This is a genomic window from Methylocapsa sp. S129 (genome assembly GCF_009765995.1).
Lineage (GTDB): Bacteria > Pseudomonadota > Alphaproteobacteria > Rhizobiales > Beijerinckiaceae > Roseiarcus.
The window spans coordinates 44,528-58,888 of record NZ_LMUI01000020.1 but is presented as its reverse complement, the minus strand read 5'-3'; the positions used below and the strand labels follow the sequence as shown (position 1 = coordinate 58,888).

Below are 14,361 nucleotides of genomic sequence, written 5' to 3'. Positions count from 1 at the left end.
GTCCGCGCCGCGTTCGAAGGTTCGAGGGCGTTCTGGAAACGATTCGATTGAAATTGAATGAGCTACGTCCGCGCTCTGCCCTGACAATTTTCAAGCGTTGTGCGACCCCCCTCCCTAACCCTCCCCCACAAGGGGGGAGGGGATAAGGTTCGCGCCTTCCTCCTCCCCCTTGTGGGGGAGGGTTGGGGTGCGGGGTCGCGCTGAACTCGAGAGTTACACGCCCTTCGGCCGACGGAAACAACAATGGTCCAGCTCAACCTTCCCAAAAACTCGCGCATGATTCCTGGCAAGACCTGGCCCAAACCCGCCGGGGCGAAGGAGACGACCGAGTTCCGCGTCTATCGCTGGAATCCAGATGACGATTCCAATCCGCGCATCGACACTTATTATGTCGACCGCCACGATTGCGGGCCGATGGTGCTGGACGCTTTGATCTGGATCAAATCGAAGATCGATCCGACGCTCACTTTCCGCCGCTCCTGCCGCGAGGGCGTGTGCGGCTCCTGCGCGATGAATATCGATGGGATGAATACGCTCGCCTGCACGCGCGGCATGGACGAGATCAATGGCGCGGTGAAAATCTATCCGCTGCCGCATATGGAGATCGTCAAGGACCTCGTGCCCGACCTCTCGCATTTCTATGCGCAGCACGCCTCGATCGAGCCCTGGCTGAAGACCGATTCGCCGCCGCCCGAGAAGGAATGGCGGCAATCCCCTCAAGACCGCAGCAAGCTCGATGGTCTCTATGAGTGCATCCTGTGCGCCTGCTGCTCGACCTCCTGCCCGAGCTATTGGTGGAACGGCGACCGCTATCTCGGGCCCGCCGTCCTGTTGCAGGCCTATCGCTGGCTAATCGATTCGCGCGACGAAGCGACGGGCGAGCGGCTCGACAATCTCGAAGACCCTTTCCGCCTCTATCGCTGCCACACGATCATGAACTGCGCCAAGACCTGCCCGAAGGGGTTGAACCCCGCCAAGGCGATTGGCGAGATCAAGAGCATGATGCTGGAACGGCAGATGTGAGGGAGAGGCTGTTTGGGAGCGCGGGCGGCGCCCTGATATCTCTCGTCCTCGCCCGATAGAAATTCGGAAGAACGTGGCGCGTCAAAAATTATCGATATTTATCAATTTTTTGCGCCACCAATGGCGCACCGCCCCTGCGCTTTGTCGCGTCAAGCGAGGAAACCCCAAACATTTTCAAACCCCGGGCGCCCGGCGCGAGAACAAAGCGCGCATCTGGGCGTCGATCATCGACGCCGTAAGATCGGCCATGTCCTGCGACGCCTCGCGCCAGAGCGAGAAGGGCGTCGGCCGGCGCGCAATCAGGCGGCCGGTGATCTGGTGCGCCTCGAAGCGGAATTCGGGGGTGAATTTGGCGGCCAGCTTCTGCATCGGGCGATTGTCGGCCTGGCACATGATCTCGATCGTCGCGACGCCGTGATTGCTCGCCGCGCGCAAGATGCGCTGAAATAAATGCTCGCCTATGCCGTGCCGGCGATGGGCTTCTTCGACGCTGAACGCCGCCTCCGCCACGGCCCGCTGCACGAAGGGCGCGCGCTCGGTCCAGGTCGCGTTGGCCGAGCGCAATTCGCCCGCGCCCCGCAATTGGCCGTCGACGAAGGCGCCGAAGACGAGATCCCCCGCGCCGAAGCAATGGGCGGCGTAACGGTCGAGAAATTCATCCGAGACGCCGCCGCCAAAGCGGTCGTTGCGGCTCTGCGGATCAAGACGCAGGAGATGAGCGCGAAAGGCCGCCCTGTCGGCGGGCCAAAGTCGGCGAATGGTTTCCTGGGAAGCGGGTCCCATAGCGAACTCCAGAATCGAGCAACGCCTCCCGACGCGTTCCTCCCTGGAAATCCCCATATGATGCGCTGCAGCATAAGAAACAAGTCTGACAATTGGGCGAGCGGGGCCCATCGATGGCGCCAATGAAGGCGCCGGCTAGGCCGTCGTCCCCATCTTCAGCAACACTTTGCCGAGCGCCTCGCGGCGTGCAATCGCGCCGAACGCTTCGATGAAGGATTCCAAGGGATAGGCGGCGTGGACATGGGCCGAGATGGCGCCGCTCGCGGCATGGGCGAGAAGCTCGGCCATATTGGCGTGATGGGCCTGCGGCTCGCGGGCGATGAAATCGCCCCAGAACACGCCCCGAATGTCGCAACCCTTCAGCAAGACGAGATTGAGCGGCGGCTTGGGTATTTCGCCCGAGGCAAAGCCGATGACCAGCAGGCGCCCCTTCCAGCCAAGCGAACGCAAGGCGGCCTCGGTCAAAGCGCCGCCGACGGGGTCATAGACGACATCGACGCCGCGACTTCCTGTGAGGCGCTTGAGTTCAGCGCGCAGATCCTGGGTTGCGTAATTGATCGTCTCCTGGGCGCCGAACTTGCGCACGAAGGCGAGCTTTTCATCGGAAGAGGCGCAGGCGATCACCTTCGCCCCCATCAAGGCCCCGATTTCGACTGCCGCCAGACCGACGCCGCCCGAAGCGCCCAGAACGACGAGAGTCTCGTCTTTTTTGAGATCGGCGCGCTGCTTCAAAGCATGCAGCGTCGTGCCATAGGTGATCGACAGGCCCGCCGCCTTCTCTTCCGAAAGCCCGTCGGGAAGAGCGACCAAACGCGCGACGGGGCTCACCAGCCGCTCGCGGGCGCAGCCAAATCCGGTATAGCCGAGGACGCGGTCGCCGATCTTGAAGCCTGTCGCGCCGGGACCGAGAGCCGCGATGCGTCCGGAAAATTCAGCGGCGGGCGAAAACGGCAGGGGCGGCTTGACCTGATATTTGTTTTCAATGACCAGCAGGTCGAAAAAATTGAGGCTGGCGTAGCTGACATCGACCAGCGCCTCGCCTTCGCCGGGGACCGGATCGGGCAAGTCGACCAGCTTCAGCGTTTCGGGAGGGCCAAAACTCTCGCAAACCAGGGCTTTCATCGCGGACCTCGAATTTGAGTCTTTTTTCACTAAGATTGGATAAGTTTGCGAAACTATCAATTAAACGCTGGGAACCGGGTCAGAATTTCGCCCCGTTCGCCGCCCATGAAAAGCCCCATCGCCGCGTGGCGTCCGCCGGAGTAAACTCATCCCATGATTCGCTTCGCGAAACCAACCGCCTTCGTCCTCTGCGCCATGATGGGCCTGTTGGTCGCGGGCAATGTTTTGGCCCAGCAAAGTCCAGATTCGGACAAAGCCGCCGCTGCGGCCAAGAAAAAGCCGACGAAGGCGACGGCGGCCGACAAGCCAAAGGCGGGCGACAAGAGCGCCGACGCGGCGCCTGGCAAGCCATTGCTGGTGGCGAGTTTTGGCGACTGGGGCGTCTATCAGACGCAGGCGGCCAAAGGCCGCGTCTGCTATACATTGGCGCAGCCTAAAGACCGTGCGCCCGCCGATCTCAAGCGCGATCCCGCCTACGCCTTTATTTCGGACCGCCCCGGCGAGGGCGTGCGCAACGAAATCTCGTTCATCATGGGTTTTGACGTCGCCAATTCGCCCGAAGCCGCTGCTGACAAGCCTGATCCCAAGAAGAAGGGCGAGGACTTACAGGCGATGGCGATCGTCGGCGACCAATCTTTTGAACTCCTGGCCAAGACCTCCAATCTCTGGGTCAAGAACGCCGCCAAAGAAGGCCAATTGATCGATCAGATGCGCAAAGCCGCCAAACTGCAGGTCAAGGCCGCTTCCAAAAAAGGCCATGTGACGACCGATACTTATTCGCTCGCCGGGTTCTCGCAGGCGCTGGAGCGCGTGCAGAAGGATTGCCCCTCGAACTAAGGGCGCTTGGCAGCGATCATATAGTTGACGCCCATGTCGCGCGAGATAAGCCAGGCGGCGCGCAGTGGATCGTAGACCATTCCGGCCCGGGCGGCTTCTCTGAGGCCGGCGGATCGGAACGCGCCGCTCAATTCTTCCGGCGTCACGAATTGTTCCCAGCGATGCGTGCCCTGCGGCACCCAGCGCAGGATATATTCGGCGCCGACGATCGCCAAAACGAAGCTCTTCAATGTGCGGTTCAAGGTCGAGGCGACGAAAAGCCCGCCCGGCCGCACCAATCCGCAAGCGGTCCCGACGAAGGAAGGCATGTCCCTGACGTGCTCGACGACTTCCATCGCAAGAACGACGTCAAAGGATGGGCTCTCGTCCGCCAACTGCTCAAGCGTCGCGGCGCGATAAGAGAGACGGGCGCCGGTCTCGGCCGCGTGGCGCCGCGCCACTTCTATATTGCCAGGCGCGGGATCAAGGCCAGTGACGTCGGCGCCGAGTCTGGCCAACGGCTCCGCCAACAGGCCAGCGCCACAGCCAATATCGAGGATGGTCAGGCCGGCGAGGGGCAACTCGCCTGCTTGAGCCAACGTCTTGAAATGGCGGATGATGAGATCGCGCAGCCAGGCGATGCGCAATGGATTGATCCGATGCAAGGCGCGCATGGACCCCGAAGGGTTCCACCAGTCATCGCCGATCGCATCGAAACGCGCGACATCGGCGGGATCCACGCTGGAGGAGGCGTCTGAGGCGCGCATGACGGGCGATCCGGCAAAGGAAACGGGCGTTGACCGCCCCTGCGGCGCCATCTATACGCGCCCTTCGCAGACGGCGCGAGCCGCTTGGCGGGTGTTCATTCGTTGGAATCTTGATGTCGCGCCTGGTGATGAAGTTCGGCGGCACCTCAGTCGCCAATATCGAGCGAATCCGTAATGTCGCGCGCCACGTCAAACGCGAAACCGACGCGGGCCATGATGTCGCGGTGGTCGTCTCGGCCATGTCGGGCAAGACCGACGAGTTGGTCGGCTGGGTCCGCGAAGCGGCGCCCCTTTATGACGCGAGCGAATATGACGCCATCGTCGCGTCGGGCGAACTCGTCACGGCGGGCCTGCTCGCCATCGTCCTGAAAGATATGGGACTGAAAGCGCGTTCCTGGCAGGGCTGGCAGATCCCGCTTCACACCGATGACGCGCATGGCGCGGCGCGCATTGTCGGCGTCGACGGCTCGAAAATCATCGCCCGTTTCGCCGACAGGGAGATCGCGGTCGTCGCCGGCTTCCAGGGTCTTCATGCGGCGAGCGGCCGGGTGACGACGCTCGGGCGCGGCGGATCCGACACTTCGGCGGTTGCGCTAGCCGCCGCGATTAACGCCGACCGCTGCGATATCTATACCGACGTCGACGGCGTCTACACGACCGACCCGCGCGTGGTCCCCAGAGCCCGCCGGCTGGAGAGGGTCGCTTTCGAGGAAATGCTGGAAATGGCTTCGCTTGGCGCGAAGGTCCTGCAGGTGCGTTCCGTCGAAGTCGCGATGGTGCATAAGGTCAAGCTCATTGTGCGTTCGTCCTTCGACGACCCCGCCGATCCGAAATTGGGCACGCTGATTTGCGACGAGGAGGACATTGTGGAAAGCCAGGTCGTCACCGGCATCGCGTTTTCGAAAGACGAGGCTCAGATCACCTTGCGCCGGGTCGCCGACAAGCCCGGCGTGGCGGCGGCGATCTTCATGCCGCTGGCGGAAGCCAACATCAATGTCGACATGATCATCCAGGTCGTCTCGGACGACACGACGACGACCGATATCACCTTCACGGTGCCGGCCGCCGAATACGCGCGCGCCAAGGCGATATTGGAAGAGCGTCGCGGCCAGATCAACTACGCCCTGCTGCAAGGCGCGCAGGACGTGGTCAAAGTATCGGCGATCGGCATCGGCATGCGCAGCCATTCCGGCGTCGCCGCCCGCGCCTTCAAGGCCCTGGCCGAGAAGGGCGTGAACATTCGCGCCATCACGACATCCGAAATCAAATTCTCAGTGCTGATCGACGCCGCCTATACCGAACTGGCGGTCCGCACCCTGCATTCGCTCTACGGGCTCGACGCAGCGATATAACGGCCGCGGTCTCAACCTTCGGGCCAGAAGGTCTTTAGCGCCAACGGCGATCGCACAGGCAAAGCAGGCGCCGTCCAATCCACGATTTCGCATCAGCGCGAGCGATTCGAATGCCCGATCGGCGGCGGGCGTTTGCGCGTCGCATACATCAATCCCAAGCCAAAAATCCCCAGAACCAACCAGGTCGGCAGCATCAGAACATGCAGGAGGATAGGATCCCATAACAGAGGATGGATTTGGCGCTCTATGAACGATTGCATGAGCGGGAACTTGTTGGGAAACGCCCAATAGGCGGTCGCGCCCATCGGCGTCAGCGACAATTGGTCGGCGGCGATCGAGCGCGCGCCGTCGATCACGCCGGCCGCGAACGCCCCTGCGAGCAACGCCAATCCGAAAATGCGAATGAGAATCCGGATCAACGTCGGAGCTTCCGCTTCAAGAGGACGGAAAGAAACAGAAAGACCACCCATATCGCGAGCGGCGCAAGGGCGCCGAATCGCGCATAAAATGTCGGCGGCGCCGGCGCCGGCAAAGGACTGTCGAGGACGCCTTCGACGCCAAGGGGAAGCGCCGCTATGACGCGCCCCAGACCGTCGACGACCGCTGAAACGCCGGTATTGGCGGCGCGCACAAGGGGCAGGCCTTGCTCGATGGCGCGAAGGCGGGCCTGCGCAAAATGCTGGTGCGGGCCTGGGGTCACGCCAAACCACGCGTCGTCCGTCACGTTGAGCATCCAGCTCGCGCGGCGCTCGTCCGGGTGGAAAATGGAGCCGATCTCCTGGGGAAAGACCGCTTCGTAGCAGATGAGAGGAAGCGCATCGGGCAGCCCCGGGGCGTGAAGGACGCCTGGGCCCGAGCCGGCATCGAACCCGCCGGGAAAATGGATGAATTGCGTCACCCCGAAACGGTCGAAGAAGTCGGCGAAGGGCAAATATTCGCCAAATGGCACGAGGTGCTGTTTGTCGTACCGGTCGAGCAGCGCGCCGTGACTGTCGATGACCTGGATCGAATTGAAATAGTGGGCGCGCCCATCTCCAGGAATCCGCTCTGCGACCCGCGCGGCGCCGGTGATCAATATAGCGCCGCCGTGCAAGAGATCGGCGATCTGCTCCAGCGCCTGGGGATCGCGCGCCAGCAGGAATGGGAACGCCGATTCCGGCCAGATCAGATGACTGATATCGGCGACGCCGGTCGAGGTCGGGGAGGTCGCGCGATCCGACAACGCCAGATAGCGCCGCATGATCGCGTCCTTGTTCTGCGGCCGGAAGTCGGCGTCCTGCGCAACGTTGGGCTGCATGATGCGCAGCTTCACGCCGGCGACCAGGGCCGCGTCCGGAGCCGACAGACGAAACCCGCCGAAAACAGCGAGCAATCCTAAGGCTGCAAAAGCCAATAGGATCGGTCGGAAAAACCAGCGTCCGCGTCGCTCATCGGCCAAGGTCGCCGGCGCCGCAAAAATCGCAATGGTGAGAATCGTCAGCCCATGCAGGCCGACGATCGATGCGAATTGGGCGAGGATCTGGTTTTGGCCAAGCGCCATACCGATTTCGTTCCACGGAAATCCGGTCAGCACGACAGCCCGCAACCATTCGCTGGCGCACAGACCGACAGCCAGCGCGAAAATGCGTCCCGCGCCGGGCGACCACAGCAATCGGGCGATCGCAAAGCCAAGCGCTGGGAAAAAAGCGAGGCCGGCGGGCAGCGCCAAAACGCCCAGCGGAAGCGCCCAGGCGAATTTATCGGCCTCGACGAGAAAGGCGGCGCCCAGCCACCAGAGGCCCGCGACAAAATAGCCAAAGCCCCACCACCAGCCGGCCGCGAACGCCGATCGCACGGATCGGCCGGTTGAACGCCCGCTTGCGCCGACAACCGCCGATCCGTCAATCAGCCAGACGGCCGCCAGCATCGGCGCCAGCATCGCCGGCAGGAAGTCGAACGGCGGCAAGGCCAGGGCGCCGAGCGCGCCGGCAACGAAGGCGATCGCGCGGCGCCGCCAGTCCCACGCCAGAATAACGCTCTGAGCGAGCGCGCCGACAAAATTCCCTTCGCGGGATGGCCTCAGATCGGTTGAAAGCAAGGGCTGGCGTCCCGAGAGCAAAGTCAGAAAAAGCGGAAACCTCTTTTCCAGCGAACCTTGCAACGAACCCAAGCTCTAGCGCCGCGATCGCATTCAATCAAATCGGATTCAGGAGCGGACGGATTATCCGGCGAGGTCAATTCTTCGAACTGGCCGACCGCACAAATCTATGTCCGCGCTATTTGGGCGCCGGCTCTGATCCCGCCGACAGCCCGGCGGTTGTTTCGCCCGCCGTCCGGCGCTTGCGGGCAGCGGCCCGGCGGACGCGACCGGTTAGCGGATGGATCTTGAGACGCTTGACGCGCCGCGGGTCGGCATCGAGAATCTCGAATTCGAATTCACCGAGACCCGTGACGATTTCGCCGCGCCCCGGCACCCGGCCGGCCTTCGCCATGATCAATCCGCCGATCGTATCGACATTTTCGGCATCGGCGAGGGTTGACAGATCGACGCCGAGCGCGCGCGAAACGACCTCCAGACTGGCTCTCGCTTCAGCGATAAAGGCCCCGTCCGCCGTCTGTGTAATTTCCCGCGCGTCCGCCTCGTCATGCTCATCTTCAATATCGCCGACGATGGCCTCAACGACATCCTCAATCGAGACCAATCCGTCGGTGCCGCCATATTCATCGATGACCAAAGCCATATGCGTGTGCGACGCCTGCATTTTCACGAGAAGGTCGAGGGCGGGCATCGAGGGCGGCGCAAACAGAACCGGCCGCAAAATGTTGGCGCGAGAGAGCGGCAGGCGCATCCCGAGCTTCGGATCGGCGCTCGCCGAGACAGCGTCCGCTTTGGCGGCATCGGGAACAAGCCCGAACTGCGGTTCGGCGGCGAGGTAGTCGACGAAATCCCTGATATGCACCATGCCGCGAGGATCATCGAGCGTCTCGCCGTGCACGGGCAGGCGTGAATGACCGGCGGTGCGAAAGAGCGACAAGACCTCGCTGAGGGGCGCATCGATTCCCAAGGCGATAATGTCGGCGCGCGGCACCATCACATCCTCGACCCGGACATCGTGCAAGCCCAGGACATTGGTCAGAATGGTCCGTTCCTGCGGCGTGAAATCCGTATCGGCGCCGGAACCAATCAGCGCGTCCTCAAGATCGTCGCGAACGGAAGCCGGCCCCAAGCCGAACAAAGCGCGAAGGCGTTCGAACAATCCGCCGGGCGGTTCTCGCGGCGGCGAAGGCGCCGACGTGTGATCCGCTGCGACCGATGCAGCTCGTTCCGTCTCGCTCATGCGTTCGCGCCCAGGGGAACGGTCAATGCATAGGGGTCAGCGATCCGCAGTTTCGCCAGTATCCTTGTCTCCAGCGCTTCCATGCGGTTCGCGTCGGCGGCGATCTGATGATCAAAGCCGAGCAAGTGCAGAAAGCCATGCACCACGAGATGGGCGGCATGGTCGGCGAGGGTCTTGCCTTCTTCCGCAGCCTCCCGCTCGGCCGTTTCAAACGCCATGACAATATCGCCGAGCATCGGCGCGGCGGCGATCTTTTCCGGCGCCGAAGCAGGAAAGGAGAGCACGTTGGTCGGTTTGTCGAGACCCCTCCATTGCGCGTTCAACGCGCGGATTTGCGAATCATCCACGAGTTGCACGCTCACCTCAGCGCCATCGAGGATTCGAATCCCGCTCATCTCAAGGCTGGCTTCGATTCCGCGCCGGGCCAGTTTCTCAATGCCGGGCAAAGCGCGCCATTGCGGCGACGATTCCACGACTTCAATATTCGGCTTCATCGCGCCGATCCGTTCTGACTTTGGTGATTGGCGCCCTCATAGGCCGCGACGATGCGGCGCACGAGATCGTGCCGCACCACATCGCCGTGACGAAAGACAACATGGCCGACCCCCTCCAGCCCGCTCAGAAGCGCGACGGCTTCGCTCAAGCCGGACTTTTGTCCCGGCGGCAAATCGGTCTGCGTCGGATCGCCATTGATAATCATGCGCGAACCTTCGCCAAGGCGGGTCAGAAACATCTTCATTTGCATCGAGGTCGCGTTTTGCGCCTCGTCAAGCAAAACGACGGACTTGGCCAATGTGCGCCCGCGCATGAAGGCCAGCGGCGCGATTTCGATCATGCCGGTCTGGATGCCGCGCTCGACCATTCTGCCTTCCATGAAATCATGCAGGGCGTCGTAAATGGGACGGAGATAAGGATCGACCTTATCGCGCATGTCTCCTGGCAGAAAGCCGAGCCGCTCGCCCGCTTCGACAGCCGGCCGCGACAAGATCAATCGCTCGACAGCGCCCTGCTCAAGCAATGAAACGGCATGCCCCACCGCCAGCCAGGTCTTGCCAGTGCCCGCCGGCCCTTCGGCGAACACCAATTCATGCTGCTTGAGCGCGGACAGATAGAGATCCTGCGCGGCGTTGCGCGCGCGCACGACGCCTTTCCGGCGCGTCTTGATCTGATGAAACAGAGATCTAGCGCCATCGATGTCGCTGGGAAACAAACTGCCCTGCAGCGCAACTTCCGCGATGGCGCCCTCGACATCGCCAAGGTCAGCGGCCTGGCCCAGTTTGGCGCGCGCGTAGAGCATTTCCAGAACCCGCCGCGCGTTTTCGCAGGCGTCCTTTGGACCCTTGATGACGATCTGGTTGCCGTTGGCGTTGGCGACGACGCCAAGGCGCCGCTCGATCTTGGCGATGTTCTGATCGTAATGGCCAAAGACGATCGAGGCGAGCCCATTGTCATCGAAAGCCAGCGTGATTTCGGAAGGTTTGGCGTCTCGCGCCTCCGCCGCGCTTTCAGGCATAAGGGAAGAAATCCTCGAAACCGTCCGGTCCTGCGCTCTCAATCGGTCATCTCCTGACGCCATCGGCATATCACTTCATGCATTCTCTTTACGCAAACTGGCGTCCGCTTCGCCTGAAAACGCCGCATTCCTCTGAATCTCATCCAAAGACTGTGACGCTGGCGCGACAATGCGTCCCCGCAGGGAATTGGGGCCCACGCCGATGATCTCAACATCGGCGATGGCGCCGATCAGCGCTGCGTCGCCGACGGCGTAGACGGATTGCAAATAAGGCGAGCGGCCGATCACCTGCCCGGCATGGCGACCCGATTTTTCGAAAAGGACCGGCATTATTCGCCCGACCGCGGCCCGGTTAAAGGCCTGCCGCTGATCTTCGAGCAATTGTTGCAGGGTCAGCAATCGCGCCGATTTCGTCTGCTCGTCAATCTGGTTCTTGAGTTCAGCCCCCGGCGTGCCGGGCCTCGACGAATATTTGAAGGTATAAGAGGCGGCAAAGCCGACCGCGCCGACAAGATCAAGCGTCTCCTGAAAATCGGCGTCGCTCTCGCCGGGATAACCGACGATGAAATCAGAGGAAAGAGCGATGTCCGGCCGCACGGCGCGGATCCGGCCGACAATGTCCATATAATCCCCGACATCGTGCTTTCGGTTCATCGCCGCCAGAATCCGGTTCGAGCCCGACTGAACCGGAAGATGCAGGTAGGGCGCCAACGACGGGTTGTCCCGATGTGCGAGAATCAGCGCCTCGCTCATGTCGTTGGGGTGCGAGGTTGTGTAGCGAACGCGAAGGATGCCGGGGATTTTGGCGACGACATTCAACAGATGGGCAAGATCGGCGGCGCGCCCGCCCTCGTCTTGCCCATGATAGGCGTTGACGTTCTGACCGATGAGCGTCACTTCGCGCACGCCCGCGCGCGCCAGACCGACAATTTCCTGAACGACTTTGGCGACGGAGCGCGAGCTTTCGGCGCCCCTCGTATAGGGCACGACGCAGAACGAGCAGAATTTGTCGCAGCCTTCCTGGACCGTGACGAAGGCGCTGACGCCGCGCGACCGGATCGTCGCAGGCGACGAGGCGGGCAGATGATCGAATTTGTCCTCGACCGGAAAGGTCGTGTCGACAACGCCTGACCGCAGGCTCGCCGCGCGCAAGAGCTGCGGCAGACGATGATAGTTCTGAGGTCCGACAACGAGATCGACCGCCGGTTGCCGGCGCAAGATCTCGGCGCCTTCCGCCTGCGCGACGCAGCCGGCCACGACGATCGTCGTCTTAAGCCCCGCGACCTCGCGCGCTTCCCTCAATTCGCGAACCTTGCCCAATTCCGAATAAATCTTTTCCGAGGCGCGCTCTCGGATGTGGCAGGTGTTGAGCACGACGAGGTCGGCGTCTTCGATTGTCGCGGCCTCTTGGTAACCCTCTTGGGCCGCCACATCAGCCATACGATGAGAGTCATAGACATTCATCTGACAACCAAACGATTTCACAAAGATGCGTTTGGCTCGATCGGTCAGCGGAATCCCCGCGCCAGATGCGTCTGAGACGGGCGCCCCGATCGATTGATCCCGGGCGCGAGAAAGAACTGCCGACAAAATTGCTCCTTGTGACACCGTCTCCGCTTTCTACGACGTTTCCGCGCCCGCGGAAATAGCGGACATCGCCCCGTTGGACCTCCTGGCGCGCTCCTTCGCCATGGCCCTCACCGCGCCCTCGGTGCGGCGCGCAACGTCTTTTCGGTCGGAATCGTAGAAAAACGGGATCGGCGCGCCGCAATATATATCGCAATCGATCCGGCCCGCTGCAAGCAGACGCCAGAAATGATCGAAAAAGCGCATATCGCCATACCAGGCCACGAACGGCCGCTCGGGCCGCCCTAAGGGCAGGCCCGCCCGCCGGGAATAGGCGATAAAAATCGGCTGAACGATCGCCTCGCCGGCGCCGAGCGTCTGCCGGACCGCCTCAAAATGCGATGAGCGGAAGCGCAAAATCCGATTGGCGTCGCTCGTGGTCGCCTCGGCGAACAGAATAACGGCCGCGCCGTCGCGCATTCGCCCGGCAATTTGCGCATTGACCGCGGGAATGCCCAGACGCTTGGCCCGATCGACCAAAGCAACGCCCTGAAGGGCCAGCAACGCACGGACCAGCGGCCCCGCCCCTACTTCCTTCTTGGCCAGGAATTCAGTGGGACGCATGGATCCGAGAATCGGGATATCCAGCCAGGAAATGTGATTAGAGACAACCAATTGTGGGCGCGTGGACGCCGCTTTTCCGTGCACTCGAATGCGCACGCCAAGCGCAAAACATAGCATCCGGTGGAACAGGACCGGCAATCCCTCGCCTGTCTTCCAGCCTCGGAGCACGGCGAGCCAGCGGAAAGGGGCGCCGAAAAGCAGAATCAACGCCGCGGCCGAAAGCGCCAGCGCAACTCTGAGAACGATCATGGCGCAGCGCTCACGTCAGATCTTTTCGCAGCACAAGCGCGGTCGCGGCTGATCCATCCTGTTTTTGATAATAACCGCGCCTTTGGCCGACCTCCCGAAATCCCATGCGAGAATAGAGGGCGATCGCAGATTGATTCGTCCGCTCGACCTCAAGAAACAGCGATCGTACATGCGATGCGGCGAGACGCGACAGGGTGTCGATCATCAAGGCGCGGCCAATGCCGCGGTTGCGATAGGCTTTATGCACCGCGATGGTCAGAATCTCGGCCTCGTCGGCGGCAACGCGCGAGAGCGCGAACCCTCGCAATTCATCACTTGGCGCGTCGATCGCGGCTGCGCCGATCGAGGTTTTGTTCGACAATAGCGCCTCGAACTCGGCCGGCGACCAGGGATGGCTGAAGGATTCTGCGTGGATGGCCGCGCATGGCTCCGCTCTGTCGCTGCGTAACGCGCGTATAACCGGGGGATTGGGTTTTCGAAACGGAAACAGCATAAACATTCCGCCGAATCAGGGATTGGCGCGTGCAACGCCCTCGCCAGTCGCCGGCCGCGCATCGGGCGACTTGAGGTAAAGGGGACGCGGAGGACAATCGCGCGGATCCAGCGCAAGCCCGATGCGCGCGACAGCCAGAATATCGGGAAAATCGACGCTGCCGGTCAGGTCGGCGCCAAGGCCCACGCGGGCCGCTTCCAAAGCCAATATGCGGGCGCCGCTCCCGGTCATGCGGACCGGACCTGCGCCAATCGCCCGCACCGCCTCACGCAAGCCTTCGATACGCGCGGGGATGAGCGGACGTCCCACCGATTCGAACAATTGGAGGTAGACGCGGCCGTGTCGCGCGTCGATGGCGGAGGCGATAATTCCCGGACTCGGCTCAAAGAGCAGGGGGCCGGCGAAAGCGACGAGCGTCGAGACGCCGATAACGGGAACGTTCAACGCCAGACCCATCGCGCGCGCGGTGGCGAGGCCGACGCGAATGCCCGTGAAGGAGCCCGGTCCGACCGTCGCCGCGATACGATCGAGGCTCGCAAAACCGCCTTCCACGCCGAACATGAGCTGTTCCAGCATCGGCGCAAGCGCTTCGGCGTGGCCGCGCTCCATCGGTTCGCTGCGCCGCGCAATCGCTTCATCCGCGCCGCTGTCGAGGACGCAAGCCGACACAGCCCCGCAGGAAGTATCTATCGCCAGAATTCGCATCGGACGCTTGTTATCAAAGGCGCCGCGCCGC

General features: G+C 62.5%; 15 protein-coding genes. 3 read left to right on the top strand and 12 right to left on the bottom strand.

Features of this window, described 5'->3' with window-relative positions; genetic code table 11:
- The first annotated feature begins 243 nt into the window (after positions 1-243).
- Positions 244-1,023 (top strand): succinate dehydrogenase iron-sulfur subunit, encoded by a 780-nt coding sequence (locus GSQ90_RS12985; protein ID WP_158815263.1) that lies wholly within the window; start codon positions 244-246, stop codon positions 1,021-1,023.
- 174 nt (positions 1,024-1,197) lie between these two features.
- Here GSQ90_RS12985 and GSQ90_RS12980 read toward each other — a convergent pair whose 3' ends face one another.
- Complete coding sequence (locus tag GSQ90_RS12980) at positions 1,198-1,806, bottom strand: GNAT family N-acetyltransferase (RefSeq protein ID WP_158815262.1); 609 nt, start codon at positions 1,804-1,806, stop codon at positions 1,198-1,200.
- A gap of 135 nt (positions 1,807-1,941) precedes the next feature.
- On the bottom strand, positions 1,942-2,928 hold the full coding sequence (locus tag GSQ90_RS12975) for an NADPH:quinone oxidoreductase family protein (protein WP_158815261.1): 987 nt from the start codon (positions 2,926-2,928) through the stop codon (positions 1,942-1,944).
- Positions 2,929-3,081: 153 nt separating this feature from the next.
- Here GSQ90_RS12975 and GSQ90_RS12970 point away from each other — a divergent pair, with 153 nt between their 5' ends.
- Positions 3,082-3,765, top strand: a complete 684-nt coding sequence (locus GSQ90_RS12970) for a hypothetical protein (protein WP_158815260.1) — start codon at positions 3,082-3,084, stop codon at positions 3,763-3,765.
- Here the strand turns inward: GSQ90_RS12970 and ubiG are convergent.
- Positions 3,762-4,511: a bifunctional 2-polyprenyl-6-hydroxyphenol methylase/3-demethylubiquinol 3-O-methyltransferase UbiG gene (ubiG, locus tag GSQ90_RS12965; RefSeq protein ID WP_158815259.1), complete on the bottom strand. Its 750-nt coding sequence runs from the start codon at positions 4,509-4,511 to the stop codon at positions 3,762-3,764. The two genes, GSQ90_RS12970 and ubiG, sit on opposite strands and share 4 nt — an antisense overlap.
- Positions 4,512-4,624: 113 nt before the next feature.
- On the opposite strand from ubiG, the gene GSQ90_RS12960 reads away from it, so the two are divergent.
- Positions 4,625-5,863, top strand: a complete 1,239-nt coding sequence (locus GSQ90_RS12960; RefSeq protein WP_158815258.1) for an aspartate kinase — start codon at positions 4,625-4,627, stop codon at positions 5,861-5,863.
- A gap of 92 nt (positions 5,864-5,955) precedes the next feature.
- On the opposite strand, the gene GSQ90_RS12955 is transcribed toward GSQ90_RS12960, so the two are convergent.
- The 9 genes from GSQ90_RS12955 to tsaB all read right to left on the bottom strand — a co-directional run bounded on the left by GSQ90_RS12955 (position 5,956) and on the right by tsaB (position 14,330).
- On the bottom strand, positions 5,956-6,282 hold the full coding sequence (locus tag GSQ90_RS12955; protein WP_158815257.1) for a hypothetical protein: 327 nt from the start codon (positions 6,280-6,282) through the stop codon (positions 5,956-5,958).
- Positions 6,279-7,940, bottom strand: a complete 1,662-nt coding sequence (gene lnt / locus GSQ90_RS12950; protein ID WP_246731581.1) for an apolipoprotein N-acyltransferase — start codon at positions 7,938-7,940, stop codon at positions 6,279-6,281. The genes GSQ90_RS12955 and lnt overlap by 4 nt, the downstream gene beginning before the upstream one ends.
- Positions 7,941-8,118: 178 nt before the next feature.
- A complete protein-coding gene (locus tag GSQ90_RS12945) occupies positions 8,119-9,180 on the bottom strand; it encodes a hemolysin family protein (protein ID WP_158815256.1) in 1,062 nt (353 codons plus the stop codon).
- The gene (gene ybeY, locus GSQ90_RS12940) at positions 9,177-9,674 is read right to left on the bottom strand and encodes an rRNA maturation RNase YbeY (protein ID WP_158815255.1); all 498 of its coding nucleotides are present in this window, start codon (positions 9,672-9,674) and stop codon (positions 9,177-9,179) included. Before ybeY ends, GSQ90_RS12945 begins: the two co-directional genes overlap by 4 nt.
- A complete protein-coding gene (locus GSQ90_RS12935) occupies positions 9,671-10,693 on the bottom strand; it encodes a PhoH family protein (protein WP_158815254.1) in 1,023 nt (340 codons plus the stop codon). Before GSQ90_RS12935 ends, ybeY begins: the two co-directional genes overlap by 4 nt.
- Before the next feature lie 75 nt (positions 10,694-10,768).
- On the bottom strand, positions 10,769-12,247 hold the full coding sequence (gene miaB / locus GSQ90_RS12930; RefSeq protein ID WP_371418374.1) for a tRNA (N6-isopentenyl adenosine(37)-C2)-methylthiotransferase MiaB: 1,479 nt from the start codon (positions 12,245-12,247) through the stop codon (positions 10,769-10,771).
- Positions 12,248-12,313: 66 nt separating this feature from the next.
- The gene (locus GSQ90_RS12925) at positions 12,314-13,132 is read right to left on the bottom strand and encodes a 1-acyl-sn-glycerol-3-phosphate acyltransferase (protein ID WP_158815252.1); all 819 of its coding nucleotides are present in this window, start codon (positions 13,130-13,132) and stop codon (positions 12,314-12,316) included.
- A gap of 10 nt (positions 13,133-13,142) precedes the next feature.
- Positions 13,143-13,625, bottom strand: coding sequence for a ribosomal protein S18-alanine N-acetyltransferase (gene rimI / locus GSQ90_RS12920; RefSeq protein ID WP_158815251.1), 483 nt, complete (start codon positions 13,623-13,625; stop codon positions 13,143-13,145).
- A 15-nt stretch (positions 13,626-13,640) separates the two neighbouring features.
- Positions 13,641-14,330, bottom strand: coding sequence for a tRNA (adenosine(37)-N6)-threonylcarbamoyltransferase complex dimerization subunit type 1 TsaB (tsaB, locus tag GSQ90_RS12915; protein WP_158815250.1), 690 nt, complete (start codon positions 14,328-14,330; stop codon positions 13,641-13,643).
- Positions 14,331-14,361 lie beyond the last annotated feature (31 nt).